Raw genomic sequence first — 25336 nt, forward strand, 5'->3', positions numbered from 1 at the left:
CGGCAGAAGGCCGCGAAATATTTGCAGAAACTCCCCCAGATAGCCTGCAAATTTTTGCAAACTATCGGTAAGGAGGGTTTTCTAGTCTCCCAGTCCGGAAACTTTGCAAATTTTTCTTAAAACCCCTGCTAACCGGCGATTCTATCCGTAATGCGCCACCGGTGTTCCGGCGATCGCGGCCATGTTCAGAAGACCCCGCGCCGTGATCCCCGGCGTCACCACATGCGCGCGGTTTCCCATGCCCATCAGGATCGGCCCCACCTCCAGCCCGCCAGCCTTGGCCTTGAGGATGTTTCGCACCCCCGAGGCCGCGTCGGCATGGCCAAAGATCAGCACGTTTGCCACCCCCTCCAGCCGATTGCCGGGCAAGAGCCGGTCGCGCAGTTCCGGATCGAGCGCGGCATCCACGTTCATCTCGCCCTCGTAGGCAAAGTCACGCGGCGCGGCGTCGAGCAACTCGATCGCCGCGCGCAACCGCTTGCCCGAACCCTCGGACTGGTTGCCAAACTGCGACTGCGAGCAGAACGCCACCTTGGGCGTGATCCCGAAGCGGCGTACGTGGCGTGCGGCCCCGATGGCGATCTCGGCGAGGTTCTCTGGCGTCGGCAGCGAATAGACATGGGTATCGGCGATAAAGAGCGGCCCATCCTCGAGGATCATCAGGCTGAGCGCGCCGTGTGGGTGATGCTCGCCATCAGCCAGCACTTGGGACACGTAGTTGAGATGCCAGCGAAACTCGCCGAATGTGCCACAGATCAGGCTGTCGGCCTCGCCACGCTGCACCATCACCGCGCCGATGGCGGTGGTGTTGGTGCGCATCACCGCGCGCGCGATGTCGGGCGTCACTCCGCGCCGCGCCATGATCGCGTGATAGGTCTCCCAGTAGTCGCGGTAGCGCGGGTCGTTCTCGGGGTTGACCACGTTGAAATCGCGCTCTGGTCGGATCGCCAGCCCCGCCCGCTCGCAGCGCCGAGCGATCACCTCGGGCCGCCCGATCAGGATCGGCTGTTCCGGCGTCTCTTCCAAGACCGCCTGCGCGGCGCGCAGCACGCGCTCGTCCTCGCCCTCGGCAAAGACGAGACGGCGCGCCGCGGTTCGCGCAGCCTCGAAGACCGGACGCATCAGCAGCGCCGACTTGAACACGCTGGCATCGAGATCGGCCTTATATTGTTCCAGGTCGGCGATGGGTCGCGTGGCGACACCGGTCTCCATTGCCGCGCGCGCCACCGATGACGACACGATCCCCGACAGGCGCGGGTCGAACGGCTTGGGGATCAGGTAATCGGGGCCGAAAGTCATCGCCTCGCCGCGGTAGGCCGCCGCCGCTTCTGCGCTGGTGCTGGCGCGCGCAAGATCGGCGATCCCTTGCACGCAGGCCACCTGCATGGCGTCGTTAATTTCGGTCGCACCCGCATCCAGCGCCCCGCGGAAGATGAACGGGAAACACAGCACATTGTTGACCTGGTTGGGAAAATCCGAGCGCCCCGTTGCGATGATCGCGTCCGGCACCGCCGCGCGCGCCTTATCGGGCATGATCTCGGGGTCGGGGTTGGCCAGCGCGAAGACGATCGGGCGTGCCGCCATCTCGCGCACCATCTCGGGCGTCAGCACGTTGGGCCCCGACAGCCCTAGGAACAGGTCCGCGCCCGCGATCACGTCGCCCAGGCTGCGCGGGTCCGAGGCCTGCGCAAAGGCGGCTTTCTCGGGGTTCATGTCTACCTCGCGGCCCTCGTGCACCAGCCCATGAATGTCGCACAGCCACACGTTCTCGCGTTTCACCCCCAGCTTCAGCAGCATGTTTAGACAGGCGATGCCCGCCGCTCCACCGCCGGCCGAGACCACCTTGATATCCTCGAACCGCTTGCCCGCTACATGAAGCGCATTGGTCGCCGCCGCGCCCACAACGATGGCGGTGCCATGCTGGTCGTCGTGAAACACCGGAATGTTCATCCGCTCACGACAGATGCGCTCGACGATGAAACAGTCGGGCGCCTTGATATCCTCGAGATTGACCGCACCGAAGGTGGGCTCCAACGCGCAGACAATCTCGGCCAGCCGCTCAGGATCGGGCTCGTTCACCTCGATGTCGAAACAGTCGATATTGGCGAACTTCTTGAAGAGCACTGCCTTGCCCTCCATCACCGGCTTGGAGGCAAGTGCGCCGATATTGCCCAGGCCCAGCACCGCGCTGCCGTTCGTGACCACTGCCACCAAGTTGCCGCGCGCGGTGTAGCGCCGCGCGGTCTGCGGGTCGGCCTTGATCTCGATGCACGCCTCGGCCACGCCGGGGCTGTAGGCGCGCGCTAGGTCGCGGCCATTGGCCATCGGCTTGGTGGCGCGTATCTCCAGCTTCCCGGGCTTGGGGAACTCGTGATATTCAAGCGCCGCCGCGCGCAGGATGTCCTTGGGGCTATCGGTCATGGGTCTCCTCCCGGTCTCCGATCAGCATAACGCAACGATCGTTTAACGTTAAACCATTTTGGTCTTAGCACGACTCACCCGACCCGCAAACCCCCTGCCTGAGGACCGGACGGCCCAAACCCTGGGCTTCGGCACCGGGACCGACCCCCAGCATCTGCGGTAAGTGACGCGCACGCCACTAGATGAGCCAATACCTGTTTACTAAGCGGTGAAAATAAGGCACGTTTCCGGGTATTGATCTAGGGGGGTCGCATGTCGGTTCGTCGCTTTCTGTATCTGTCCTGCATGGCTGTTGCGCTGACCGCAGGGCCGGGCGAGGCGCAATCCCTTCGTAACCTGCCCGTTCCGGCCGAATTCCCGCCCGATTCCTACAGCAGCACACAGTATGTCGACAGCGCGGGCTGCGTCTTCGTCCGGGCGGGTGTCGGCGCGGCCGAGACGTGGGTGCCGCGCCTCACTCGCTCGCGCCAGCCGCTTTGCGGTTTTAGCCCCTCGCTCGCCAAGGCCAAGGCAGACGAGGAACCCGCTCAAAAGACACAACGAACGGCGGCTGCGCCTAAGCCGACACCCGCGCCACGTAGCGCGAAGCCCCCGGCAAAGCCCGCCACCGCACCCCGCACAGCCAGTGCCCGGCCCGCCCCCCGGGCGCCGGAGCGCGTCACTGTCATCACCACCACCAAGACCGCGTCGCAAGCCGCGCCGAAACCCGAGGCCAAACCCGCAGGACGGCCCGCACGCAAGATCACGCCCCCCGACCCCGGACAAACCGCCTGCGCCGGGCTCAGCGGCGTGTCGGCGGCCTATACCGTCCAGCACAACGGCTCGCCCGTGCGCTGCGGCCCGCAACAAGCGCACTACATCACCTATGCACGAGGCGGCAGCACTGCCGTCACCCCACCGCCGGGCACAATCGCCACGCCCGAGAGCGTGCCGCCCGGCACCCGCGTCGCGCCGGCCCGCGTCTACGCCAGCCAGCAGACCAGCCTCGCCGGTATCAGCGTGCCCGACGGCATGAAACCGGCTTGGGAAGACGACCGACTCAACCCGCGCCGCGCGCACCAGACCTTCGAGGGCAAGGCGCGGATGGAACTGATGTGGACGAACACCGTGCCGCGCCGCCTCATCGACCGGAGCACCGGGGCCGACGTGATCCACAACTTTCCGGGGCTTCAGCCGCCCTATACCAGCTTCGACGAGCAGCGCGCCGCCGGGGTGACCGTGGCCACGCGCGGCAGCTACGTGCCCGATCCCGTCACTGTGCGCGAGGCGCGTCAGCGCGCACAGGCCAGCGCACCTCTCGCCTCGGTCTCGACGCGCTCGGCCCCGGCCACCACCGCTGCCGTGCCGGAACCAAAGCCAACGCCCGCCCCGCAAAAGCCGCGCCAAACCGCGCATTACGCGCAGGCGGGGCTCTTTGCCGATGCAGCGCAGGGCCTTACCGCCGCGCGCCGCATCGCCGAGGCCGGGATGCCCGCCCGACGCGGCACGCTTCGACGCGACGGGCGCAAGCTAACCCTCGTGCTCGCCGGGCCGTTCGGCTCAAAGGCGGATGCCCGCGCAGGCGCGGCGCGGCTGCGCGGCATGGGCTTTGAGAACGTGCGGCTGCGCTAGACTGCGGGCGGGCGCGCCGCGCGCCGCCCCATGAGCAGCGCCATGTCGAGCATCCGGGCGGAAAAGCCCCACTCGTTGTCATACCAGCCGAACACTCGCAACAGCCCGCCCGCCGAGACCGATATCTGCGGGCCGCTGACAATCAGGCTCTCCGGTCGCCCGCGCAGGTCCGACGACACCAGCGGCGCCTCGGTCCAGCCCAGCCAGTGATGGCGCGCGGCGGCGGCGCGCAGCATCGCGGCCACCCCCTCTACCGTCACCGGAGCGCGGGTCTGAACCGTCAGGTCGATGGCCGAGACTGACGCCGTCGGCACCCGGATCGCCCGCGCCTCGATACGTCCCGCGAGGCCGGGCAGAACCTGCCCAGTCAGGTGCTGCGCGCTCGTGGTGGTGGGCACCATCGACAGCGCGGCGGCGCGACTGCGCTCGGGCGCGCCGCGCGGCTTGTCCACCGTGGGCTGGCTGCCGGTATAGCAATGCACCGTGGTCATCTGCCCGCTGACGATGCCATACGCCTCGTCCAGAAGCCGCGCCAGCGGCGCGAGCGCGTTGGTGGTGCACGATGCGTTCGACACGATCCGCTGCCCGGCCAGCGCCTCCTCGTTGGCCCCCATGACCACGGTGATATCGGCCTCATCCGAAGGCCCCGAGACCAGCACCATGCGCGCGCCCGCCGCCAGCCCCCGCTCGGCCACGGCGCGCGCACCGGCCATGCCGGTGCAGTCGAGCACCAGATCGACGCCCGAGAGGTCGAGTTCGCTCAGGTCGCGCGCCGCGTGGAACGGGATCGCACACCCGTCGACCACCAATGTCGCCGCATCCTCCCGCGTCACCGTGCCAGGCCAGGGGCCGAACACGCTGTCATACTGGAAGAGATAGGCACAGGTCTCGATCGGCTCGATCTCGTTGATGCAAACCAGTTCGAAATCGCGGCGCTCGCGCATCAGGATGCGCAGGATCGTGCGACCGATGCGCCCGAACCCATTGATGGCGATACGCAGGGGCGGTTGGGTCATGGCGATCTCCCGGGACGAAGGTCAGTGCGGCTGACATTGTCGCAGGGCGCGCGGCTTGGCCAGAGGTGAAACACGATTTGATCAAATCGACCCATGCGGATCGAAGCAATAGTCGAACCGCGCGATATCCTCGGCGGCGATGTCGGCCACGATCGCGGCGGTGCGGTCGCTGTAATACCCCCGGTAATCGCCGCGCGCCGAGGGGTTGAGCCGCGGCAGGTCGAGACGAAATCCGAGATGCTGCCAGAGCGGCCCGGCATCGGCTTCGAACGCCTCAAGCCGTATGCAGAGGCGCGCGTGTTCCTGGCCATCAGAGGCGGTCATGTAATGGCGTGCGGGCTGCGCGGCCCAGGCGGCGCGGGTCTCGGGCGCGGCGACGAACCCGGCGAAATTGCGCGCGCGCGCCAGCCGCACAGCCGGATGATCGAAGCTCTGCGCGCGCGCCCAGTTGTAATAGCTCACCATCCGGTCCCACGGGTTGCGCACCAGGGTGACAGTGAACATGGCGGCGATCTCTGCGGGCGTCAGCAATCCGTCGATATCGGCGAGCGTGGAATGCTTCCACAGCCGTCCCCGAGCCTGACCACGCAGGCGCGCCACCCGCCCGCGCCGCCGCCGCGCCTTGGGCGTGTCGCCGATCAGGATGTCGGTGGCGGTTGCCCGCGCCTCCAGCGCCTGCGCGAGCGAGGTGCCCCCGGTCTTGGGAATGTGAACGAAAATATAGCCACGGTCGCGCGAGAGGATCATCCCGCCACTCTAGGCCGGGACGGGGCGGCAGGGAACGGGTCTTACGCGCCGCACCCCCGGGGGCGGGCAGGCGCGCTACCGCATCGCCCGCTCTCGGACGCCTGCCAAAGCACCCTGCACAACCCTGCCGCCGGGCGGGAGGGTCGCGACAAGCAGCCCTGCCTCGAAGCGGCGCAGCGCCCGCCGCGCGGCGGGACCATAGCGCGCGGGCCCCATCCCCTCGTACAGCTCGGGAAACAGGCGGCGCAGCTCGACCTCGGCTTCTACATCGAAGCCGTTCATCGTCTCGGGGCCGGGGTGATAGCTCTCGCTCCACAGCCCGTTTCCGCACACGATCTCGTGCCGGTCGAAGAGCAGGTGCACGTAGCGCAGCGCGCGCGCGTCCTCACACCGCGCGATCCCCGCCTGGCCGGCGAGGTCAAGCGCCCGCACCAGCACCTCGCGCTCGGCGAAGAGCAAGTCCGCGGTCAGGCTCGTGATCATCACCCGGTGATTTGGCGACAGGTCCAGTGCCGCGTGATCCCCCAACGCGCCCGCCGCGATACGCACGGGCGCATCCGGTCCTTCAGCCCGCCGCGTGCTGATCCCCAACCAGCCCAGCGGCTGCGCCCCGTGATCGCGGGTCATCACCATGTCACCGGGGCGCAGTGCCTCGACCGGGACCGCGCCGCTCGGCGTTTCGATCAGCGTGCCCGCGACAAAGCAAGGCGTGGTGGTCAGTGTCACGAATCCGATATCGGTGTTGCCCGCCTCGTCGCTCACCTCGTAGGAAAAGGTACTCTCGCCCGGGGTCTCGGCGCTGGCGGCGAGGATCATGCCGGTGGGTGTGAGCGTAATCGCCTCGCCCGTGGCCAGCACCACCGTGTCGCCCACGCCAACTGGCTGGTTGTTGATGGCGGTTATGGTCAGGGTGCCGCCCGCCGCGCTCTCGTCATTGCCGAGAAGGTCGGCCTCCACCTCCTGCCCGAGGTGCGCCTCGATCTCGTCATCGCCCGCCACCAGCGCGGTCTGCACCGAATGACCGGCGATGAGCAAGTTGCTGTCGAAGGCGTCATCGCCGCCATCGGCGATGCCGATGCGGATCGTGTTGGACACGCCCGGCATTACCGGGGCCTTGAGCGTGAGGGTGACGGTCAGCCCATCCATCTCGGTGTTGTAGACCTCGCCACTTGCGGGATTGTCGATGTAGAGGTTGGAGTTGCTCTCATCGTTGATGTTATTGATCGTGATGTCGCCGCTGCCCACCGCGAGCTGCGCTGCCTCGCCGTTGACCCAGATCCCGACCGCGTCGTTAAAGCTGGAATTGACGTATTCGAGGTATTCCTCGGAGGAAAATACCACCTGCATGGTCAGGGTGCTGCCGTCGGGGACGAACTCGGCCTCGAAGATCGCGGCGTCGAAGGTGGATTGCCCCGAGATCGCGCTCAGGTCCGCGTCGCCCGAGGTGAAATTGCTCGTCGAGGTGCCGGAGGAGATGTTGGCATCGCCCGAGGAATTGGTGATGTCGGTGGCGCGGCCCGTGGACAGGATCACGCCACTGTCGGCCGGGATGACGCCCGGTGCCACGCTGTCGCCCTGTGAGTAGATTCCAGAGGCGTGCTCCGCCCCCTGATAGCTGGCGTCGAGCACGCTGATGCCGGCACCGAACATGGCGTTGGCCATGTCCATCGCAGAGGCATCTATGTCGATAGGCAGTTCGGATGTGATGGCCATGCGTTTCTCCCTTTCGCACGACCCTCTCCGCCGCCGGTCAAGACCCGCTTAACGGCAGCCTGAAAAATGCATAAAATTCGCGCGGCCCCTGCGCCGGGCCCGCTTGCACCCCAGCCTCCCGCCCCCATATTCGCGATGATCAAAGGAGGCTTGGATGACCGGATACCTGCGCACCGCAGTGCTGATGGCAGCGATGACCGCGCTTTTCCTCGGTCTCGGCGCGCTCTTGGGCGGCATGGGCGGCGCGCTCATCGCGCTCGTGATCGCGGTGGCGATGAACGCGTATACTTGGTGGAATTCCGACAGGATGGTGCTGCGGATGCACGGCGCGCGTCCCGCCGACGGCCCCGAGGGGGCGGCGTTGGCGAACATGGTAAGAGAGATGGCCGACCGCGCGGGCATGCCGCCCCCCGCAGTCTACCTGATCGACAACGATCAGCCTAACGCCTTTGCCACCGGGCGCAATCCCGAAAACGCCGCAGTGGCCGCCACCACGGGCCTGCTGCAGCATCTTTCGCGCGAAGAGATCGCCGCCGTGATGGCCCATGAGCTGGCCCATATCCGCAACCACGACACCACCATCATGACGATCACCGCGACCTTTGCCGGTGCGATCTCGATGCTGGCCAATTTCGCGTTGTTTTTCGGCGGTAGCCGCAACAACCCGCTTGGCCTGATCGGCACGCTGGCGCTGATGATCCTCGCGCCGCTCGGCGCGGCGCTGGTACAGATGGCGATCAGCCGAGGTCGCGAATACGAGGCCGACCGGGTGGGCGCGGAGATCTGCGGCAATCCGCTCTGGCTCGCCTCGGCGCTGGGAAAAATTTCGGGGCTGGTGGCACGGATCGATAACGAGGCGGCCGAACGTAACCCCGCCACCGCGCACATGTTCATCGTCAACCCGCTGCACACCCATGCGCGCGACAAGCTCTTTTCCACCCATCCCGCGCCCGAAAACCGTATCGCCGCGCTGCGCGAGATGGCGGGGCAGGCGCGTCGGCGCGGCCCCTGGGTCTGAGTCGGGGGTTTACGATCCCGCCTTCAGTATCTCAGGCCAGCGTTCATCGCCCTCGGCGATGAAGCGGGGAATGTCCTGTTGCCAGCGCGCCTGGATATCGTCGTTGTAGTTGAGGTAGAGCTTGCCATCCACGATCGCCCAGTTGTCGGGCTGCGTGGAGTAGAGCTTGCCCTTCTCCGCTACCGCCCATGCGCAAAACCCGCCATATTGCGGGGCGTAAGCCCTGGGATCGTCGGCAAAGCGATCACGAGTCTCGGCGCTGGCGAAATGCCAGGTCGCACCGTTCCATTCCAGCGCGTGCTCGGGTGTGCCGGGCACGGCGCGCCCTTCGGTAAAATAGGCCACCGGATCGGTGCCACGGATCGCCACGCCATCGGGCGCATAGACCGGGGCCGTGGCCAGTTCCTCGAAACCGCCGAGGTACTTCTGTCCCGCGACCGCCGCAATCGCCACAAGCCCCGCCACGCCCACCGAGATGAAAACCCGCCGTCCAAACTTGTTCACCATGTTAACCTCCTCGCTTGCATCTGCCCGTGATCTGGGGGCGAACCGCCGACATCCAAATCACAAAATCGCGGGTCGTGTGTCAGCGCGCACGCAGGCACCATTGCAATCATGCCACGAAACCTCCTAGAACGCACGCGCGCCGCTTATTCAAAAGGTTCGATCCATGCCTGATGCCACGCCCTTCATGTCCAGCTTTCACACGATCGAAGAGGACTGGATCGACTATAACGGCCATATGAACATGGGTTATTACACCGTGGTCATGGATCGCTGCGCCGACGAGGCGTTTGCCGGGATGGGATTCGGCCCCGATTACGTGGCGGCGCGGGGCCTCACCACCTACACTGCCGAGTTCCACATCCGCTACCTGCGCGAGGTCAAGCTCGGCGACCGGGTCCGCAGCAGCTTTTACCTTCTCGACCATGACGAGAAGCGGTTCCATTTCTTCCAGGAACTGTTCCACGAGGAGGGTTGGTGCGCGGCCACCGGCGAGAGCCTGACCCTGCACGTGGACATGTCCGGCCCTCGCGTGGCCCCCATGCCCGAGGACATCGCCGCCCGGGTGGCCGAGATGGCGCAGGCCCACGCCGCCCTGCCCCGACCCGAGGGGGTGGGCAGCCGCATCGGCATCCGCCGCAAGGGCTGAGGGCGCGGTCGGGGTTGGCCTGTCGCGGACCCTGGGACGCAAAGCGATGAGCCGCGCGAGCGCCCGCGCGGGGAGATGCCCGGAACGTCCCCGCAAGGCCCAACACCACCCGGCCTCCCCCTTCACACCGGCTTCGCCTCCGGTTTCGGAGCCAGCACACCGAGCGGGTGCCGCACTTTCTCGCGCAGGCCCGGCCCGCTCGGGGCCTGCACGCGCTTGGTGGCCTCGACCATCAGCACGCCGCCCGCCGCCAGCACCGAGATGCGCGCGCCCATGCGCTCCCACATGCCCGCCGTGCGCCGCCAGAAAGGCCGGTCCGAGGGCGGCTGGAAGAGCGTGGTGGCGTGTCTCTCGGGCAGGAACCCATGAGACTTGAGCTGCGTTTCGAGCTGCGTCTGGGTGTAGGGGCGCCCGAAGCCGAAGGGCGTGCGGTCCGAGCGCGACCACAGTCCGGCCCGGTTCGGTACGATGAACAGCGCGGATCCACCGGGGCCCAGCACGCGCAAGCATTCGTCGAGCAGCGCGCCGGGCTGCTCCGAGGTCTCCAGCCCATGTACCACGAGGAGCCTATCGACGTGACCCGTCTCCACCGGCCAGAACGTCTCTTCGCACAGCACCGAGACATTGGGCATGCCTTGCGGCCAGCCGATCACGCCCTGCGGCGCCGGCATCAGCGCCATCACCCGCCGCGCATCGGCGAGGTAGGGCCGCAGGAACGGCACCGCGAAACCGAAGCCCGCGATGCTCTTGCCGTGCGCCTCGTGCCAGAACTCGGCGATCCGCGCGCGCAAGACCTTCTGAACCGCGTGCCCCAGCGGGTTGCGGTAGTAGAAATTTCGCAGGTCCTGCACGTCGAGATGCATTGCAGTGCCGCCCTTGATCCGTCACTCTGACGCTACCATCTCATGACAGCGGGGAACATAGCATGAGCCTGCAAATCCTCACCATCCCCTGCCGCACGGACAATTACGCCTATCTCGCGCACGACTCCGCGACCGGGGCCACCGCCGTCATTGACGTCCCCGAGGCCGCGCCGATCCTCGATGCGCTTGCGCGACAGGGGTGGCAGCTATCGGATGTACTCATTACCCACCACCACGGCGACCATGTCGAGGGGCTGGAAGAAGTGCTCGCGCAGGCCCCCGCCCGGGTGATCGGCGCGGCAGCGGATGCCCACCGGTTGCCGCCGCTCGACATCGCGGTGTCGGAGGGCGACGAGGTGACGATCGGGTCCGAGACGGGCCGTGTGATCGACGTGTCGGGCCACACGGTGGGACACATTGCCTTTCACTTCCCCGACAGCGGCGCCGTCTTCACCGCCGACAGTCTGATGGCACTCGGCTGCGGGCGGGTGTTCGAGGGCACGCCGGCGCAGATGCACGCGAGCCTTGCCAAGCTCGCGGCGCTGCCGCCCGAAACCTTGATCTATTCGGGCCATGAGTATACCAAGACTAACGCCGCTTTCGCGCGCACCGTTGATCCCGACAACCCGCGCCTCGCCGCACGCACCGACGAGATCACTCGGACCCGTGCCGCCGGGCAACCCACCGTGCCCGCATCGCTCGCCGAGGAACTGGAAACCAACCCGTTCCTGCGCGCCCACGACCCCGCGATCCGCGCGCATCTTGGCATGGCGGAGGCAACCGATATCGAGGTGTTCGCCGAAATCCGCAGCCGAAAGGACAGGTTTTGACGCGCATGTTACGAACATTCCGCCAGAAGATGACGAAAAGTGAGGTCGTTTGACAAAAAACTCCTTGAAGCCGGGCCATCATCGACCAAACTTTAACATACCGAGGCCAGACTTGTCGGGCGACGTACCCGGCGGGCTAGATCAGAAGGAGCACGACCGTGCCTTCATTCTCGACCACACTTGAACAGGCAATCCACGCCGCGCTCGCGCTCGCCAATGCGCGGCGGCACGAATTCGCGACGCTCGAGCACCTGCTGCTCGCCCTCGTGGACGAACCCGACGCCGCCCGCGTGCTCAAGGCGTGCAGCGTCGATACCGAGGAACTGCGCACCACGCTGGTCGATTTCATCGACGATGATCTCGCCAACCTCGTGACCGATATCGACGGGTCCGAGGCGGTGCCGACCGCCGCCTTCCAGCGCGTGATCCAGCGCGCGGCGATCCATGTCCAGAGCTCCGGGCGCACCGAGGTGACCGGCGCCAACGTGCTCGTCGCCATCTTTGCCGAGCGCGAATCGAACGCCGCCTATTTCCTGCAGGAGCAGGACATGACCCGCTACGACGCGGTCAACTTCATCGCCCACGGCGTGGCCAAGAACCCCGCCTTCGGCGAATCGCGCCCGATCACGGGCGCGACAGATGTCGATGACGAGGGCGCCGAGAAGCACGTCGAGACCGACGCCGTCGAGCCGGGCGATTCGGCGCTGGCCAAATACTGCGTCGATCTAAACGAGAAGTCGCGGCGCGGCGATGTCGATCCGCTCATCGGCCGTGACTCGGAGGTCGAACGCTGCATCCAGGTGCTGTGCCGGCGGCGCAAGAACAACCCGATCCTCGTGGGCGATCCCGGCGTCGGCAAGACTGCCATCGCCGAGGGGCTCGCCCACAAGATCGTCAGCGGCAACACGCCCAAGGTGCTTTCGGGCACCACCATCTATGCGCTCGACATGGGCGCGCTTCTGGCGGGAACCCGCTACCGCGGCGATTTCGAGGAACGGCTCAAGGCCGTGGTGACCGAGTTGGAGAAGCACCCCGACGCGGTTCTGTTCATCGACGAGATCCACACCGTGATCGGCGCGGGCGCCACCTCGGGCGGCGCGATGGACGCCTCCAACCTGCTCAAGCCCGCGCTACAGGGCGGCAAGCTGCGCTGCATGGGCTCCACCACCTACAAGGAGTTCCGCCAGCATTTCGAGAAAGACCGCGCGCTCGCCCGCCGCTTCCAGAAAATCGACGTGAGCGAACCGACGGTCGAGGACACGATCAAGATCCTCACCGGGCTCAAGCCCTATTTCGAAGATCACCACTCGGTCAAATACACACAAGAGGCGATCCGCACCGCGGTCGACTTGTCCTCACGCTACATCAACGACCGCAAGCTGCCCGACAAGGCCATCGACGTGATCGACGAGGCCGGGGCGGCACAGCACCTCGTGGCGGCCTCCAAGCGGCGCAAGTCGATCGGCGTCAAGGAGATCGAGAACGTGGTGGCCAAGATCGCGCGCATCCCGCCCAAGAACGTCTCCAAGAACGACGCCGAGGTGCTCAAGGACCTCGAAGGCACGCTCAAGCGCGTGGTGTTCGGGCAAGACAACGCCATCGAGGCGCTCTCCTCGGCGATCAAGCTGGCGCGCGCCGGACTGCGCGAGCCGGAAAAACCCATCGGCAACTACCTCTTCGCCGGCCCCACGGGCGTGGGCAAGACCGAGGTGGCCAAGCAGCTCGCCGATACGCTCGGGGTTGAGCTTCTGCGGTTTGATATGTCCGAATACATGGAGAAACACGCCGTATCGCGCCTCATCGGCGCGCCGCCGGGCTACGTGGGTTTTGACCAGGGCGGCCTGCTGACCGACGGGGTCGATCAGCACCCGCATTGCGTGCTCCTGCTCGACGAGATCGAGAAGGCACACCCGGACGTGTTCAACATCCTGCTTCAGGTCATGGACCACGGCACGCTCACCGATCACAATGGGCGCAGCGTCGATTTCCGTAACGTCGTCCTCATCATGACCTCCAATGCCGGGGCCACCGAGCAGGCGAAATCTGCTGTCGGCTTCGGCCGCGACCGGCGCGAGGGCGAGGATACGGCGGCGATTGAGCGTACCTTCACGCCCGAGTTCCGCAACAGGCTCGACGCGGTGATCTCCTTTGGCGCGCTGCCCTCCGACGTCATCCTCAAGGTGGTCGAGAAGTTCGTCCTCCAGCTCGAGGCACAGCTCATGGATCGCGACGTGACCATAGAACTGACCGACGAGGCCGCGAAATGGCTCGCCGACAAAGGCTATGACGACCGCATGGGCGCCCGCCCGCTCGGCCGCGTGATCCAGGAGCACATCAAGAAACCGCTCGCCGAGGAGCTGCTCTTCGGCAGGCTCGCCAAGGGCGGCACAGTCCGCGTGGGCGTGCGAGACGGCAAGATCGCGCTCGACGTTGAGGGCCCTGCCGCCCGCCGCCTCTCGGGCAAAAAGAAACCGCCGTTGCTCACCGCCGAATGAGACGGCGGGCGGCGGCGGTCCTCGCGCTGGCGCTTTGCGCCGCGCGCCCCGCCGTCGCCGAGCCACCCCGGCTGTCGCTGCCGCTCGACTGCGACTATGGCCGCACCTGCGTGATCGAGGACTACGTCGATACCGACCCCGGCCCAGGCCATCGCGATCACGCCTGCGGCCTCAAGAGCCGCGACGACCATCGCGGCACCGATTTCATGCTCCCGTCATTCGAGGCGATGGCGGCGGGAGTGAATGTTCTGGCCGCCGCCCCCGGCATGGTTGCTGCCACCCGCGACGGCATGGACGACACGCCCGTGACGCCCGAGACCCGCGCCGCCATCGCCGGACGTGAATGCGGCAATGCCGTGCGCGTCGATCACGGGGACGGGTGGCAGACGCTCTATTGCCATCTCAAGCGCGGCTCGGTCAGCGTCCGCCAGGGCGAGCGGGTGGCGACCGGCGATGTTCTGGGCCAGGTGGGACTGAGCGGGCTGACCAACGCCCCGCATGTTCATCTCGGTGTGCTCAGGGACGGCGAAATTGTCGATCCGTTTCACCCTGACGACATCACCCAATGCGGCCAGGAAACCGATGGCGGCTTGTGGCAGGACCCGCCCGGCTATGCGCGGGCCGGTCTCTTTACCGCCGGGTTTTCGACGGCCGTGCCCGGCCTCGACGCGGTGCAATCCGGCGCGGCGCGCGTGCAGGAAACGACAGCCGACCAGCCGCTGGTGCTCTATGGCCACGTCTTTTACGCCCGGCCCGGAGATCGGCTAAGCCTGACGGCCCAGGGACCCGAGGGTGAAATATTCCGCCACGAGCTCACGCTCGACGACCCCAGCGTGCAGCTCTTTCGTGCCTTCGGGCGCAAGGCACCGGCGGCGGGATGGCCCGCCGGGGCCTATCGCGGCTACGTGCGCCTGATGCGCGGGGGCACCCTGCTTGCCGTGCGGCACGCCGATATCACCGTGACGCCCTGAGGCGCTATCGCGTGGTCAGCTTCAGCTCGATCCGACGGTTCTGCGCGCGGGCCTCGGGCGTGTCCGCGGGATTTACCGGCTGATATTCACCATACCCGTTGGCCGAGAGCCGGTCGGGCGGGAACCCGAGGAAATCGACAAGATAGCGCACCACTGACAGCGCCCGCGCCTGGCTCAGTTCCCAGTTGTCGGCAAAGCGCGCGCCGGGCGCGATCGGTACATCGTCGGTATGCCCGTCGACCTGCAATACCCAGTCGATCCCCTCGGGAATATCGCCAATCACGCGGCGCAGGATGCCTGCGACCTTTGCGATCTCCTGCTCGCCCTCGACCGACAACTCGGCCTCGCCGGGCGCGAATAGAACCTCCGAGGAGAACACGAACCGGTCGCCCACGATCCGTACCCCTTCCTGGCCGCTCAGCAATTCGCGCATCCGGCCAAAGAAGTCCGAGCGGTATTTCTCCAGGTCCTCCTTCTCGGCGGCCAACCGTTCGGCCCGCTCCTCCAGAAGCCGCGCGCGCTCTTCCTCGGCCTGCCGCCGGCGCCTCTCCTCGGCGGCCACGCGCGCCAGCGCGGTGTTGAGCTCGTTGCCCAGCGACTGAAGCTGCACCTCCGCTTCCGCCTCGCGCGCCTTGGCATCGTCGAGCAGCGCCTGAAGCTCGGAGAGTTGCGTGCGCAGCGCCTCCACCTGCTGATTCAAAAGCGCCTGCTGTCGCTGCGCCTCGGTGGATATTTGCTGTTCCTTGGCAAGCTTCTCGCGCGCCTCCGCCAACAGCACCTCTTGCCGCTCGGCCTCGCTCATCCCTTCCTCGGCCCGCGCTTCCGCCGCCTTCTTCGCGACCAGCGCCGCGATCAGCCGCGCGCGCACCTCCTCGGCGTCGAGCGCCTCGGCTTCGGCATCTGTCTTGGCCGCCACCGCGCGGGCCAGATCAGCCTCGAGCGCCCGGATGCGCGCCCGTGCCTCAGCCAGAGCCGCGTCGCGGTCCTCCAGTGTGCCGCCCGTCTCGTCCAGAGCCGCCCTTGCATCAGCAAGCGCAGCCTCCGCCTCAGCCCGTGCCGCCCGCTCGGTCTCCAGAGCAACCCGCGCCTCGGCCAGCGCCGTTTCGCGCTCCTCCAGCGTCCCGCCAGTCTCTTCCAGCGCCGTCCGGGCTTCGGCCAGCGCCGCTTCGGCCTGTCTACGCGCCGCGCGTTCGGTCTCAACCTCCGCGCGCGCCTCGCCGATCCCCGTCTCGCGCGCCGTCTCGGCCTCCTCGGCGCGCAACAGCGCCTGCGCCAGCGCGGCGTCAAGATCGTCGCGCGCCGCCTCCGCCGCGGCCAACAAGGTCAGCGTCTCCTCCGCCCGCTTGCGCTCTTCTTCCAGGGCCAGCGTCATCGCGGTCAGCTCTGTCTGCGCGTTCTCCAGTCGCTTGCGCAACGCAGCCGCCGCCTCGGCCTCGGCCAGCCGCGCGGCCTCTTCCTCGCTCAACTGCTCCTCGAGCGCGCTCACCTCCTCGCTCAGCGCGGCCCCGGCCTGCCGTGCCTCGGCATTGCGCGCGCGCAAGTCCGCGATGAGCGCCTCCAGCGCTTCGCGCCGCGCCGCCGCCAGCCGCGCCGCCTCGGTCTGTGCATCGACCTCGTCGCGCAGCCCGGCGAGCCGGTCCTCCAGCGCCGCCTGTTCATCGAGCAACGCCGCCCGCTCACCCTCCAGCGTCACCACCTCGTCGCGCGCCGCGTCGCGTTCGCTTTCCAGTCCCGCGGCCCGGTCCCGCGCAGCGTCGCGCTGCGACAAGAGCCGCGCCACCTGTTCCTCGAAGGACGCGATCCGGCCCTCCGCCGCCGTCAGCGCCTCGGACTGCGCCGCAGTCTCCGCGCGCAACGACGCGATCACATCGGCCTGTTCCTCGGCCCGCGCGCGGGCGTCGCCCAGCGTCGCGGTCAACATGCCCACCCGTTCCTGCAACGTGGCGTTGCGGTCCTGTTCCAGCCCCAGCGCCCGCGACAGCGCCGCCACCTCAGCCGACAGCGCGTCGAGCTTGGTGGCCTGCCCGCTGATCTCCTCGCGCAGCACGAACTGCACCACCATGAAGATCGTGAGCACGAACATCAGCACCAGCAGGAGGCCGGTCATGGCATCGACGAAGCCGGGCCAGATGGCGCTCTGAAACCGCGCACCGGTGCGCCGCGACAGCGCCATATCAGCCGCCCTCGCCAGACTCGCCCGACCCCTCGCCGGACGCGTCACCGCCGCGCGGAACCACCGGGCGCACGGGACGCGGCGTAGGTCCGCGCGCCTGCCCCATGAGCCGCGTCAGCGCCGCCAGATCGGTGCGCAGCTCGGTCATGGTTTCCTGACGCCCGGCGCTGATTTCCTCGAGAATGCGCAGCATCTGCACGTCGATCGAGCGCAGGCGCATCCGGCTCTCGGCATCCAGCCCCTCGCTCGTCTCGCGCGCCTCGATCGCCTCGATGAGCCGCTCCTGCCCGTCAGCTACCCGCATCAGCGCCACTTGCACCGGGCTCTGATCGCTCATCCGGTGGGTCAGTCGCTCGATGGAATCGGCCAACACGCCGAGCTTCTCGTCGACCATCGTGCGGCTCACCTCGGATTGCGCGATGGTGCTCTGCAACGCCTCGACCTGCCCGGTCATGTGGTCAAGCACCTCGGCCACCATCGCTCGCCCGCCGCCATCCTCGCCATCGCCCTCGGAAAGGCCAAGCCGGGTTATGGTCGATATCCATTCCTCCAACTCGCGATAGAACCGGTTCTGCCCGTGCCCCGCGAAAAGCTCCAGCAGACCCACAACCAGAGAGCCCGACAACCCCAGCAGCGACGAGGCAAAGGCCACGCCCATTCCGCCGAGTTGCTCCTCCAGCCCGGTCATCAGCCGGTTGAATATCGCGATTCCCTCCTCGCCCTCCTGCGGGGCCAGACTGCGGATTGTATCAACCACCGCCGGAACGGTGGTAGCGAGACCGTAGAACGTACCCAGCAGCCCGAGGAAAATCAGCAGGCTGACGATATAGCGGGTGATCTCGCGCGCCTCGTCGATACGCTGCGCCACCGAATCGAGGATCGAGCGCGCTGAGCTTGACGCGATCTGCATCCGCTTGCCGCGCCCGCGCAGCATGGTGGCCAGCGGTGCCAGAAGCGAGGGCGGTCGGGTAAGCTCATGCCCCGGCGTCTGCGCGGCAAACCCCTCGATCCAGCGCGCCGAACCGATGAGCTGGATGACCTGCCAGAAGGTCGCGATTACCCCCAGAACGAAGACAAAAAAGATGAACCCGTTGAGCCAAGGGTTCGCCTCGAACACCGGTAGCACCCGCGGCAGCGCCAGAAACGCCCCCACCGCCGTCAGCGCCAGCACGATCAGCATCAGCAGGATCTGCCGATAGGGAGTGGAAAACTGCGGCTCGGCCTCGCGGTCCGGCTGGTCCATCTGGACGCTCCCGACACGTTTCTTTGCAGGTTTTTGCACGTCTTTGCAGGCGCAACCCTACGCCGCCTGCCCGCGCAAGCCAAGGCTTATCCGCAGATATGGCGCACCCGGCGCACGAGCCAGTCCAAATCGCGATCACCGAGGCCCAATTCGCGCAGATGCGCGTCGGTCTGGAACAGGTACTCGGTATTCGGTCCGCGCCCGCCATGCGCGCGGGCGATGATCTGCGCCTGTTCTTCCAGATCGAGCCCGCCGCAATACTGCGCGTGGTCCGGATCGACCACGTAGGTCACCGCCTCCACCTCGCGCCCGTCCGTGAGCATGACCGGCAGCCGCGTTTCGTGATAAGCCGCCGAAACCAGCTCGCGCTCGCGCAAATACGCCAGCACCTCGTCGGCACGCGCAGGGTCGGCGCGCAGCGCCACACCCGAACAGGCTGTATCCGTCGCGCGGTCCAGCGCCAGCACCAGCCCCGGCGTCTCGGGCGTGCCGCGATGGTGGATCGAACGCATGCAGAAACTGCGCCGATAGCCCGGCAGCCGCGCGATCACCCGCTCCACCGTGTCAAAGCCCGGATTCCACACCAGCGAGCCATAGCCGAACACCCACATGCCTTTTCCCCTGTTCCTCACGTTCCGCCCCCTATAAACACCCTTCGCGAAGGGCATGAAAGGGGCAAGCCATGCGGGCACTTCTGGCCGTCATCCTCGTCGCCACCGGGCTCTGGGCCGGCTATTGGGTTATTGGCAGCCGCACCACGCACTCGGCGTTCGAGGGCTGGTTTGACGCGCGCCGTGCCGAGGGCTGGGTGGCCGAGACGAGCAGCCTCGGCGTGCAAGGCTTTCCCAACCGCTTCGACGTGGTGTTCGAAGACCTGATCCTCGCCGATCCCGCCACAGGGCTGGCGTGGGAGGCGCCGCGCTTCCAGATCAACGCGTTGAGCTATCGGCCCAATCACGTCATCGCCGTCTGGCCCGACGAACAGCGTATCGCCACCCCGGAAGAGAAGTTCCGGATCGAGAGCCGCGACATGCGCGCCTCGCTGGTGATCGCGCCCGACGCGGCGCTCGCGCCCCGGCGCATGACGCTCACCGCCGATTTCCTGCGCGTCACCTCCGAGACACGGCCCGGGGAAACCACCGCGCTCTCCACCCTCAGCCTCGCCGCCGAGCGGCAGGAGGGCACAACCTACCGGTTCGGCCTGCGCGCCGAGGGACTGACGCTCGCCGCGCCCGCGCGGACGCGGCTCGATCCGGAGGGCCGCCTGCCCGACCGCATCAGCGGATTTACCGCTGATGTCACCGCCACGTTCGACAAGCCGTGGGACCGCACCGCCATCGAGCGTGCCCGCCCGCAACCCACCCATCTGAGCGTGCGTCTGGCCGAGGGGCGCTGGGGCGATCTGCTCCTTCAGGCGGCGGGCGAGGTGGACGTGACGCCCGATGGCTGGCCCGATGGCGAGATCACGCTCAAGGCCCGCAACTGGCGCGAGATCGTGACGATCCTGCGCAGCGCGGGGGCACTGCCCGAGAGCCTCGCCTCAAGCGTCGAGAACGGCCTCGGCATGATGGCACGCCTCAAAGGCAACCCGGACACGCTCGACATTCCGCTGGGCTTCGGCGGTGGTCGGATGTGGCTCGGCCCCGTCCCCCTTGGTTCCGCCCCGCGCCTGCGACTGCGCTGATCCCCTGTCGACCGCCCACCGCGTCAGCCGCCCGGCGCGCTCACCATCCCCATGATATCATAGGTTTTTCGCAGGATCGGTGCCGCAATGGCGCGGGCGCGGCCCGCACCCTCGGCGAGGATGCGGTCGATCTCGGCCTCGTCGTGCATCAGCCGCTTCATCTCGGTCGAGATCGGCGCGAGCCGGTCGACCGCCAGATCGGCCAGACGCGGCTTAAATACGGAAAAAGGCTGTCCGCCCGCTTCGGCCATCACCTGCTCGATGTCGATATCCGCCAATGCCGCATAGATATTGACGAGGTTACGGGCCTCCGGCCGGTCCTCCAGCCCCTCGGCCTCCGAAGGCAGCGGTTCAGGGTCGGTCTTGGCCTTGCGGATCTTCCTGGCGATGGTCTCGGCATCGTCGGTGAGGTTGATCCGGCTCATATCCGACGGGTCGGATTTCGACATCTTCTTGGTCCCGTCGCGCAAGCTCATCACCCGCGTCGCCGCCCCCTCGATCACCGGCTCGGGCAGCGGGAAGAACTCCACCCCGTAATCGTGGTTGAACTTGGCGGCAATGTCGCGTGACAGCTCGATATGCTGTTTCTGGTCCTCACCCACGGGCACGTGGGTGCCATGATAGGCGAGGATATCGGCGGCCATCAGCGCCGGGTAGGCAAAGAGCCCGAGCGAGGCATTCTGCGCATTCTTGCCGGCCTTGTCCTTGAATTGCGTCATCCGCTGCATCCAGCCCATGCGCGCCACGCAGTTGAATACCCAGGCAAGCTGGCTGTGCTCGGCCACCTGGCTCTGGTTGAAAAGGATCGAGCGGGCGGGATCAAGCCCCGAGGCGATGAACCCGGCTGCAAGCTCGCGCGTGGCGCGGCGCAGGTCGGCAGGCTCTTGCCAGACGGTGACGGCGTGCAGATCGACCATGCAATAGAGCGTCTCGACGCCTCGATCCTGCGCCTCGGCAAAACGCTTGAGCGCGCCGAGGTAATTGCCGAGATGCAGGTTGCCCGAGGGCTGGATTCCCGAAAAGACGCGGGGGGTAAAGGCCGCCTCGCTCATGGGCGCACTCCGTGGTGGATTTCTCTGAAGGTCTCGCTTACCCATGCGCCCGTGCCCCGTCAACCAGTGCCCCATCAAGGAGAGCTGCCATGAGCGACGATCCCAGTCCCCTCAACCCGATCCCGCCGGTGGTGGTGGTGCTGTTCCTGGTTATCGCGGGGGTCGAAGCGGCGTTCTCACTCGGCGCGCGCGGGATTGTCGGCGGCGCCGACGCCGTGGGCTGGCGAAGCGCGGCAATCCAGGATTACGCTTTTCACGGCCAGATCCTGCGCTGGATGATCGAAACCGGTCAAATACCGACCGAACATCTGCGCCGCCTCGTTACCTATGCCTTCGTCCACGGCAGCTTCACGCACGCGCTCTTTGCCGCCGTGCTGCTTCTGGCGCTGGGCAAGTTCCTGGGCGAGGTGTTCCGCCACTGGGCGGTGCTGGTGATCTTCGCCACGGCGACGGTGGGCGGCGCGCTCGCCTACGGGATGCTGCCGGGCGACCGGCCGTGGCTCATCGGGGCGTTCCCCGGCGTCTACGGGATGATCGGGGGGTTCACCTACGTGATGTGGCTGCGGTTGGGGCAGATGGGCGCCAACCAGGCCCGCGCCTTTACCCTGATCGGCGTGCTAATGGCACTGCAACTGGTCTTTGCACTGCTGTTCGGCGGCTCGCCCACATGGGTGGCGGACGTGGCGGGGTTCATTGCAGGCTTTGCCGTGTCGGTGCCGCTCAGCCCCGGCGGCCTCACGCGGCTGCGCGCCCGGCTGCGGCATGACTGACGGACAGGCGCCGGGCTGACGCGCTACCGCCGCAGCTGCCCGCGCATCTCCTGCAGGCGGAACGCGCCCAGCCCCTGCCCAAAGAGCCCGTAGCTCACCACCCCGAGGCCAACCAGCAGCACCAGCGCCAGCCAGCGCCAGCCGCCCAGCGCGAGGAACGGGCCAAGAACCACCGCCGCGCCCCACAGCACCGCGCCCATCAGGCCCGCGGCCAGCACGATCCGCCACAGCCTGCGGCGGAACTGCGCGTCGAACCGCGCCACCTCGCCAAAGCGCTGCGCGCCACTCGCCAGTTGCCAGACCATGACCCAGGCGGCCACCGTGGTCGCCAGCGCCGCCGCGATCCAGCCCATGACCGGGGCGAGGCCAAAGGCGAGTGCGGCGTTCACCACCATTGCCACCACGGCGTAGTGGAACGGGCGGCGTGTATCCTCGCGGGCGAAAAAGATCGGCTGCAAGATTTTCTGCAACACGAAGGCGGGCAACCCCAGCCCGTAGATCGCCACGGCGAGCGCGGTGGCGGCGCTGTCATCGGCACCGAACGCGCCGCGTTCGAAGAGTACCGAAACGAGCGGCAGCGGGATCGCCACCAGCGCCACGGCGCACGGCACCGTCAGCGCCAGCGCCACCTCGCCGCCGCGCGACAGGGCATGCCGCGCGCCGTCGTCATCCCCGGTCTTGAGCCTGCGCGCCAGATCGGGCAGCAGAACGATCCCGACCGCGATTCCCACCACGCCCAGCGGCAACTGATAGAGCCGGTCGGCGGCGTAGAGCCAGCTCACCGCCTTGTCGGTCTGCGAGGCGACAAGCTGCCCCACCACGAGGTTGACCTGTATCACCCCCCCGGCCAGCGCCGCCGGGATGGCGACGCGCACGAGCTGCGCCATTTCTGGCGTCCACCGCGGACGCACGGGACGGATGCGCAGCCCCGCCCGCTCGGCGGCCACCCAAACGAGGACGAGCTGCGCCACCCCAGCCAGCGGCACCGCCCAGACCAGCGCCTGCATCACCTCCCCGCCCATCCATGCCGCCGCCCCCATCGCCGCGATCAGCAGCACGTTGAGCAGCACGGGTGCTGCTGCGGCGGCAGCAAATCGCCCGGCGGCGTTGAGCGCCCCTGACAGCAGCGCCGCCAGCGAGATGAACAGGATATAGGGAAACACGACCCGCCCATAATCCACCGTGACGCCAAAGCGCGCATCCCCCGCGAACCCTTCTGCGGTGGCCCAGACCAGCGCTGGCATGAACACCATCGCAAGACCCGTGAGCAGTGACACCACCAGCCCCAGCCCCGACAACGCGAGGCTCGCGAAGCCCAGCGGGTTGTCGCCCGCTTCCAGCCGCTTGGAGAACATCGGCACGAACGCCGCGTTGAACGCCCCCTCGGCAAAGAATCGGCGGAACATGTTGGGCAGGCGGAACGCGGCGACGAAGGCATCCATCAGCACGCCGGGGCCGATCAGGCTCGCGATCATCACGTCGCGCACGAAGCCCAGCACGCGGCTCATCAGCGTCCAGCCACTGACGGTCAGGATACCGGAGAGCAGGCGGACGGGTCTCATCTGCGGGCCTTTGCGCTTGGGTCAGGCCGGTCTAGCCCATCGCCCGCGCCGCGAAAAGAGGGGTTGGTTCGGCACGACGACCGGCGACCAGGCCATCGTCATCCCGGCCCGAAGCGGCTGGCCTGAAAAGATCGCTCAGGCCGGCCTCAGTCCAGCCGCCTTGCCTCGTCGATCAGCATGACCGGGATGCCATTGCGGATAGGAAAGGCGAGTCCGGCAGACTTGCTGACAAGCTCCTGCCGCTCGGCATCGTATTCCAGCCGCCCGTGGGTCTGCGGGCACAGGAGCGCCTCGAGCATCCGCCGGTCAAAGCCGGGTCCGGACGCCTCGCTTTCCGAGGTGTCTTCGGGGGGATGCGGGGGATCGGTCCAATCGCTCATTGCACGATATCCTCGTTGTCGCCGCCGCGCAGCGAATATTCCAGCAGCGTTACCAGCGTCTCGCGCCTTGTAGCGAGCGACGGGGCCTCTAGCAGGGCCTGTTTCTCCTCGGGTTCGAAGCCAAGCAGCATCGACAGCGAGTTGATGAGCAACTCGTCATCCGCCTGTTCGAGCGACTCCCAGTCGGTCTCGAGCGCGCGGGCGTTGAAATAGCGCGACAGCAGGTTCATGAACCCGTCTCGATCAAAGCCGGGATCGGTCTCCGTTGGGCCCATGTCGCGATCGAAACTGTTCCAGCAAACCCGCACCCGCCGGTAGGGAGTAAAGCCCTCGACCTCCTCGGTCATGCGGAACCGCGACAGCCCGGTGAGGGTGATCATGTAGCGCCCGTCCTCCGTCTCGGAGAATTGCGTCACCCGGCCCACACAACCGATCCTGTGCAGCCCGGTGCAGCCGTCGCGGCCCGGCGCGGGGTTTGGCTGCACCATGCCGATGAGGCGCTCGCGCGTCTTGAGCACATCCTCGAGCATCGCGAGGTAGCGCGGCTCGAACAGGTGAAGGGGCAGCCGCGCGCGCGGCAGCAGCAGCGCACCGGGCAGCGGAAATACGGGGATGATCTCGGGGAGATCGAAACGCTGTGCCATGAGGGGTAGTCTAGCCCGGCGGCGCGCTCAGGCAAATATCATCGAGCTGAGCTTGCGCCGACCGGCAATCAGGACCGGATCGTTGGGCTTCAGTGCCTCGAAGATGGTGAAGAGCTGCGCCTTGGCCGCACCGTCGTTCCACTCGCGGTCGCGGCGAAAAAGCTCGAGCAACTCGTCCACCGCCTCCTGCACCTGGCCTCCGGCATAAAGCGCGGTGGCAAGGTCGAACCGCGCCTGATGGTTGTCGGGATCGGCCTCGATGGCAGCGCGCAGATCGTCCACCGGGCCCGCGTCCTGCGCCTGCCTGGCAAGCGCAATCTTCGCATGCGCGGCCTCTATCTCCGGGGTCGAGGCGATCTCTGCCGGGGCACCGTTGAGGATCGCCTCCGCCTGGTCGAGATCGCCCGCTGCCACCTGCACTTGCGCCATGCCGGCAAAGGCGCGCGCGTTCTTGCCGTCCTCCTGCACCACGGCGGCAAAGGTCTGCATCGCGTCGGTGAGCGCGCCGGTCTCGAGCATCTCGTCGGCTGCGTCGAGCGCCGCGTCGAGTCCGCCTTCGCCGTCATCACCCGCGGCCCCGCCCGCCGCCTCGATCACGCGGTTCACGAAGGCATCGACCTCCGATTGCGGCAGCGCCCCCTGGAAGCCGTCGATCGGCTGGCCTTGCCAGAACGCATAGACCGTGGGCAGCGACTGGATGCGCAATTGTCCGGCAATGGCCTGGTTGCGATCCACGTCCACCTTGGCCATCCGCACCTTGCCGCCCGCGCGGGTCACGGCGGCCTCGAGCGCGGGGCCCAGCGTCTTGCACGGGCCACACCACGCGGCCCAGAAATCGACGATCACCGGCACCTTCTGGCTGGCCTCGATCACCTCGGCCATGAAATCGGCCTCATTCACGTCGCGGACGAGATCGCCCGCCGCGGGGCCGTTCGCGGTCTTGCCCAGTTCCAGCATGTCGAGACTCCCTCTATCCGAATGCACCCTATA

The 25336-nt window shown here is 67.3% G+C and carries 22 protein-coding genes; 8 read left to right on the forward strand and 14 right to left on the reverse strand.

The window, feature by feature from the left end:
• Positions 1 to 141: 141 nt before the first annotated feature.
• On the reverse strand, positions 142 to 2421 hold the full coding sequence (locus AC13D8_RS18365) for an NADP-dependent malic enzyme (protein WP_482970041.1): 2280 nt from the start codon (positions 2419 to 2421) through the stop codon (positions 142 to 144).
• 252 nt (positions 2422 to 2673) lie between these two features.
• On the opposite strand from AC13D8_RS18365, the gene AC13D8_RS18370 reads away from it, so the two are divergent.
• Positions 2674 to 4032, forward strand: a complete 1359-nt coding sequence (locus tag AC13D8_RS18370; RefSeq protein ID WP_482970042.1) for an SPOR domain-containing protein — start codon at positions 2674 to 2676, stop codon at positions 4030 to 4032.
• Here AC13D8_RS18370 and AC13D8_RS18375 read toward each other — a convergent pair.
• The 3 genes from AC13D8_RS18375 to AC13D8_RS18385 form a co-directional block, all read right to left on the reverse strand.
• On the reverse strand, positions 4029 to 5048 hold the full coding sequence (locus AC13D8_RS18375; protein WP_482970043.1) for a type I glyceraldehyde-3-phosphate dehydrogenase: 1020 nt from the start codon (positions 5046 to 5048) through the stop codon (positions 4029 to 4031). The genes AC13D8_RS18370 and AC13D8_RS18375 overlap by 4 nt on opposite strands.
• Before the next feature lie 81 nt (positions 5049 to 5129).
• Entirely contained in the window at positions 5130 to 5795 is a 666-nt protein-coding gene (locus AC13D8_RS18380) for a sulfotransferase family 2 domain-containing protein (RefSeq protein WP_482970044.1), read from the reverse strand.
• Positions 5796 to 5870: 75 nt separating this feature from the next.
• Complete coding sequence (locus AC13D8_RS18385) at positions 5871 to 7508, reverse strand: choice-of-anchor L domain-containing protein (protein WP_482970045.1); 1638 nt, start codon at positions 7506 to 7508, stop codon at positions 5871 to 5873.
• A gap of 154 nt (positions 7509 to 7662) precedes the next feature.
• Between AC13D8_RS18385 and htpX the strand changes: the two genes are divergently transcribed.
• Complete coding sequence (gene htpX, locus AC13D8_RS18390; protein WP_482970046.1) at positions 7663 to 8526, forward strand: zinc metalloprotease HtpX; 864 nt, start codon at positions 7663 to 7665, stop codon at positions 8524 to 8526.
• A gap of 9 nt (positions 8527 to 8535) precedes the next feature.
• Here htpX and AC13D8_RS18395 read toward each other — a convergent pair whose 3' ends face one another.
• Entirely contained in the window at positions 8536 to 9033 is a 498-nt protein-coding gene (locus tag AC13D8_RS18395; RefSeq protein WP_482970047.1) for a YHS domain-containing (seleno)protein, read from the reverse strand.
• A gap of 163 nt (positions 9034 to 9196) precedes the next feature.
• Between AC13D8_RS18395 and AC13D8_RS18400 the strand changes: the two genes are divergently transcribed.
• Complete coding sequence (locus AC13D8_RS18400) at positions 9197 to 9679, forward strand: thioesterase family protein (RefSeq protein WP_482970048.1); 483 nt, start codon at positions 9197 to 9199, stop codon at positions 9677 to 9679.
• A 122-nt stretch (positions 9680 to 9801) separates the two neighbouring features.
• On the opposite strand, the gene AC13D8_RS18405 is transcribed toward AC13D8_RS18400, so the two are convergent.
• Entirely contained in the window at positions 9802 to 10542 is a 741-nt protein-coding gene (locus AC13D8_RS18405) for a class I SAM-dependent methyltransferase (RefSeq protein ID WP_482970049.1), read from the reverse strand.
• A gap of 62 nt (positions 10543 to 10604) precedes the next feature.
• Here AC13D8_RS18405 and gloB point away from each other — a divergent pair, with 62 nt between their 5' ends.
• From gloB to AC13D8_RS18420, 3 genes are all read left to right on the forward strand, one after another.
• The gene (gloB, locus tag AC13D8_RS18410; protein WP_482970050.1) at positions 10605 to 11372 is read left to right on the forward strand and encodes a hydroxyacylglutathione hydrolase; all 768 of its coding nucleotides are present in this window, start codon (positions 10605 to 10607) and stop codon (positions 11370 to 11372) included.
• A gap of 158 nt (positions 11373 to 11530) precedes the next feature.
• A complete protein-coding gene (clpA, locus tag AC13D8_RS18415; RefSeq protein ID WP_482970051.1) occupies positions 11531 to 13867 on the forward strand; it encodes an ATP-dependent Clp protease ATP-binding subunit ClpA in 2337 nt (778 codons plus the stop codon).
• Complete coding sequence (locus tag AC13D8_RS18420; protein WP_482970052.1) at positions 13864 to 14838, forward strand: M23 family metallopeptidase; 975 nt, start codon at positions 13864 to 13866, stop codon at positions 14836 to 14838. Before clpA ends, AC13D8_RS18420 begins: the two co-directional genes overlap by 4 nt.
• 4 nt (positions 14839 to 14842) lie before the next feature.
• Here the strand turns inward: AC13D8_RS18420 and AC13D8_RS18425 are convergent, their stop codons facing one another.
• From AC13D8_RS18425 to AC13D8_RS18435, 3 genes are all read right to left on the reverse strand, one after another.
• Positions 14843 to 17011: a peptidoglycan -binding protein gene (locus AC13D8_RS18425; protein ID WP_482970053.1), complete on the reverse strand. Its 2169-nt coding sequence runs from the start codon at positions 17009 to 17011 to the stop codon at positions 14843 to 14845.
• 1 nt (position 17012) lies between these two features.
• On the reverse strand, positions 17013 to 18254 hold the full coding sequence (locus tag AC13D8_RS18430; RefSeq protein WP_482970054.1) for a biopolymer transporter ExbB: 1242 nt from the start codon (positions 18252 to 18254) through the stop codon (positions 17013 to 17015).
• Positions 18255 to 18340: 86 nt separating this feature from the next.
• Entirely contained in the window at positions 18341 to 18865 is a 525-nt protein-coding gene (locus tag AC13D8_RS18435) for a gamma-glutamylcyclotransferase (RefSeq protein ID WP_129431984.1), read from the reverse strand.
• Between the two features lie 71 nt (positions 18866 to 18936).
• On the opposite strand from AC13D8_RS18435, the gene AC13D8_RS18440 reads away from it, so the two are divergent.
• A complete protein-coding gene (locus AC13D8_RS18440) occupies positions 18937 to 19938 on the forward strand; it encodes a DUF2125 domain-containing protein (RefSeq protein WP_482970055.1) in 1002 nt (333 codons plus the stop codon).
• A gap of 23 nt (positions 19939 to 19961) precedes the next feature.
• Here the strand turns inward: AC13D8_RS18440 and trpS are convergent, their stop codons facing one another.
• Positions 19962 to 20990 (reverse strand): tryptophan--tRNA ligase, encoded by a 1029-nt coding sequence (gene trpS / locus AC13D8_RS18445; protein WP_482970056.1) that lies wholly within the window; start codon positions 20988 to 20990, stop codon positions 19962 to 19964.
• Between the two features lie 89 nt (positions 20991 to 21079).
• Here trpS and AC13D8_RS18450 point away from each other — a divergent pair, with 89 nt between their 5' ends.
• Complete coding sequence (locus AC13D8_RS18450; RefSeq protein ID WP_482970057.1) at positions 21080 to 21760, forward strand: rhomboid family intramembrane serine protease; 681 nt, start codon at positions 21080 to 21082, stop codon at positions 21758 to 21760.
• A gap of 23 nt (positions 21761 to 21783) precedes the next feature.
• Here the strand turns inward: AC13D8_RS18450 and murJ are convergent, their stop codons facing one another.
• From murJ to AC13D8_RS18470, 4 genes are all read right to left on the reverse strand, one after another.
• The gene (murJ, locus tag AC13D8_RS18455) at positions 21784 to 23322 is read right to left on the reverse strand and encodes a murein biosynthesis integral membrane protein MurJ (protein ID WP_482970058.1); all 1539 of its coding nucleotides are present in this window, start codon (positions 23320 to 23322) and stop codon (positions 21784 to 21786) included.
• Positions 23323 to 23468: 146 nt separating this feature from the next.
• Complete coding sequence (locus AC13D8_RS18460; protein ID WP_482970059.1) at positions 23469 to 23702, reverse strand: Trm112 family protein; 234 nt, start codon at positions 23700 to 23702, stop codon at positions 23469 to 23471.
• Positions 23699 to 24346 carry an LON peptidase substrate-binding domain-containing protein gene (locus tag AC13D8_RS18465; RefSeq protein WP_129431978.1) on the reverse strand — a complete coding sequence of 216 codons (648 nt, stop codon included), beginning with the start codon at positions 24344 to 24346 and terminating at the stop codon, positions 23699 to 23701. Before AC13D8_RS18465 ends, AC13D8_RS18460 begins: the two co-directional genes overlap by 4 nt.
• Before the next feature lie 27 nt (positions 24347 to 24373).
• Positions 24374 to 25303 carry a tetratricopeptide repeat protein gene (locus AC13D8_RS18470; RefSeq protein WP_482970060.1) on the reverse strand — a complete coding sequence of 310 codons (930 nt, stop codon included), beginning with the start codon at positions 25301 to 25303 and terminating at the stop codon, positions 24374 to 24376.
• Between the last annotated feature and the right edge of the window lie 33 nt (positions 25304 to 25336).

The organism is Roseovarius sp. B-10 (assembly GCF_056859295.1).

Excerpts from the sequence above, each read along its gene's own strand:
- AC13D8_RS18405 (WP_482970049.1), bottom strand. The coding sequence starts at position 10,542 with ATGCATCTCGACGTGCAGGACCTGCGAAATTTCTACTACCGCAACCCG.
- AC13D8_RS18380 (WP_482970044.1), bottom strand. The coding sequence starts at position 5,795 with ATGATCCTCTCGCGCGACCGTGGCTATATTTTCGTTCACATTCCCAAG.
- AC13D8_RS18400 (WP_482970048.1), top strand. The coding sequence starts at position 9,197 with ATGCCTGATGCCACGCCCTTCATGTCCAGCTTTCACACGATCGAAGAG.
- AC13D8_RS18370 (WP_482970042.1), top strand. The coding sequence starts at position 2,674 with ATGTCGGTTCGTCGCTTTCTGTATCTGTCCTGCATGGCTGTTGCGCTG.
- AC13D8_RS18450 (WP_482970057.1), top strand. The coding sequence starts at position 21,080 with ATGAGCGACGATCCCAGTCCCCTCAACCCGATCCCGCCGGTGGTGGTG.
- AC13D8_RS18430 (WP_482970054.1), bottom strand. The coding sequence starts at position 18,254 with ATGGACCAGCCGGACCGCGAGGCCGAGCCGCAGTTTTCCACTCCCTAT.
- AC13D8_RS18435 (WP_129431984.1), bottom strand. The coding sequence starts at position 18,865 with ATGTGGGTGTTCGGCTATGGCTCGCTGGTGTGGAATCCGGGCTTTGAC.
- trpS (WP_482970056.1), bottom strand. The coding sequence starts at position 20,990 with ATGAGCGAGGCGGCCTTTACCCCCCGCGTCTTTTCGGGAATCCAGCCC.
- AC13D8_RS18465 (WP_129431978.1), bottom strand. The coding sequence starts at position 24,346 with ATGGCACAGCGTTTCGATCTCCCCGAGATCATCCCCGTATTTCCGCTG.
- AC13D8_RS18425 (WP_482970053.1), bottom strand. The coding sequence starts at position 17,011 with ATGGCGCTGTCGCGGCGCACCGGTGCGCGGTTTCAGAGCGCCATCTGG.
- AC13D8_RS18375 (WP_482970043.1), bottom strand. The coding sequence starts at position 5,048 with ATGACCCAACCGCCCCTGCGTATCGCCATCAATGGGTTCGGGCGCATC.
- murJ (WP_482970058.1), bottom strand. The coding sequence starts at position 23,322 with ATGAGACCCGTCCGCCTGCTCTCCGGTATCCTGACCGTCAGTGGCTGG.
- AC13D8_RS18385 (WP_482970045.1), bottom strand. The coding sequence starts at position 7,508 with ATGGCCATCACATCCGAACTGCCTATCGACATAGATGCCTCTGCGATG.
- gloB (WP_482970050.1), top strand. The coding sequence starts at position 10,605 with ATGAGCCTGCAAATCCTCACCATCCCCTGCCGCACGGACAATTACGCC.
- AC13D8_RS18365 (WP_482970041.1), bottom strand. The coding sequence starts at position 2,421 with ATGACCGATAGCCCCAAGGACATCCTGCGCGCGGCGGCGCTTGAATAT.
- AC13D8_RS18440 (WP_482970055.1), top strand. The coding sequence starts at position 18,937 with ATGCGGGCACTTCTGGCCGTCATCCTCGTCGCCACCGGGCTCTGGGCC.
- AC13D8_RS18460 (WP_482970059.1), bottom strand. The coding sequence starts at position 23,702 with ATGAGCGATTGGACCGATCCCCCGCATCCCCCCGAAGACACCTCGGAA.
- AC13D8_RS18420 (WP_482970052.1), top strand. The coding sequence starts at position 13,864 with ATGAGACGGCGGGCGGCGGCGGTCCTCGCGCTGGCGCTTTGCGCCGCG.
- AC13D8_RS18470 (WP_482970060.1), bottom strand. The coding sequence starts at position 25,303 with ATGCTGGAACTGGGCAAGACCGCGAACGGCCCCGCGGCGGGCGATCTC.
- htpX (WP_482970046.1), top strand. The coding sequence starts at position 7,663 with ATGACCGGATACCTGCGCACCGCAGTGCTGATGGCAGCGATGACCGCG.
- AC13D8_RS18395 (WP_482970047.1), bottom strand. The coding sequence starts at position 9,033 with ATGGTGAACAAGTTTGGACGGCGGGTTTTCATCTCGGTGGGCGTGGCG.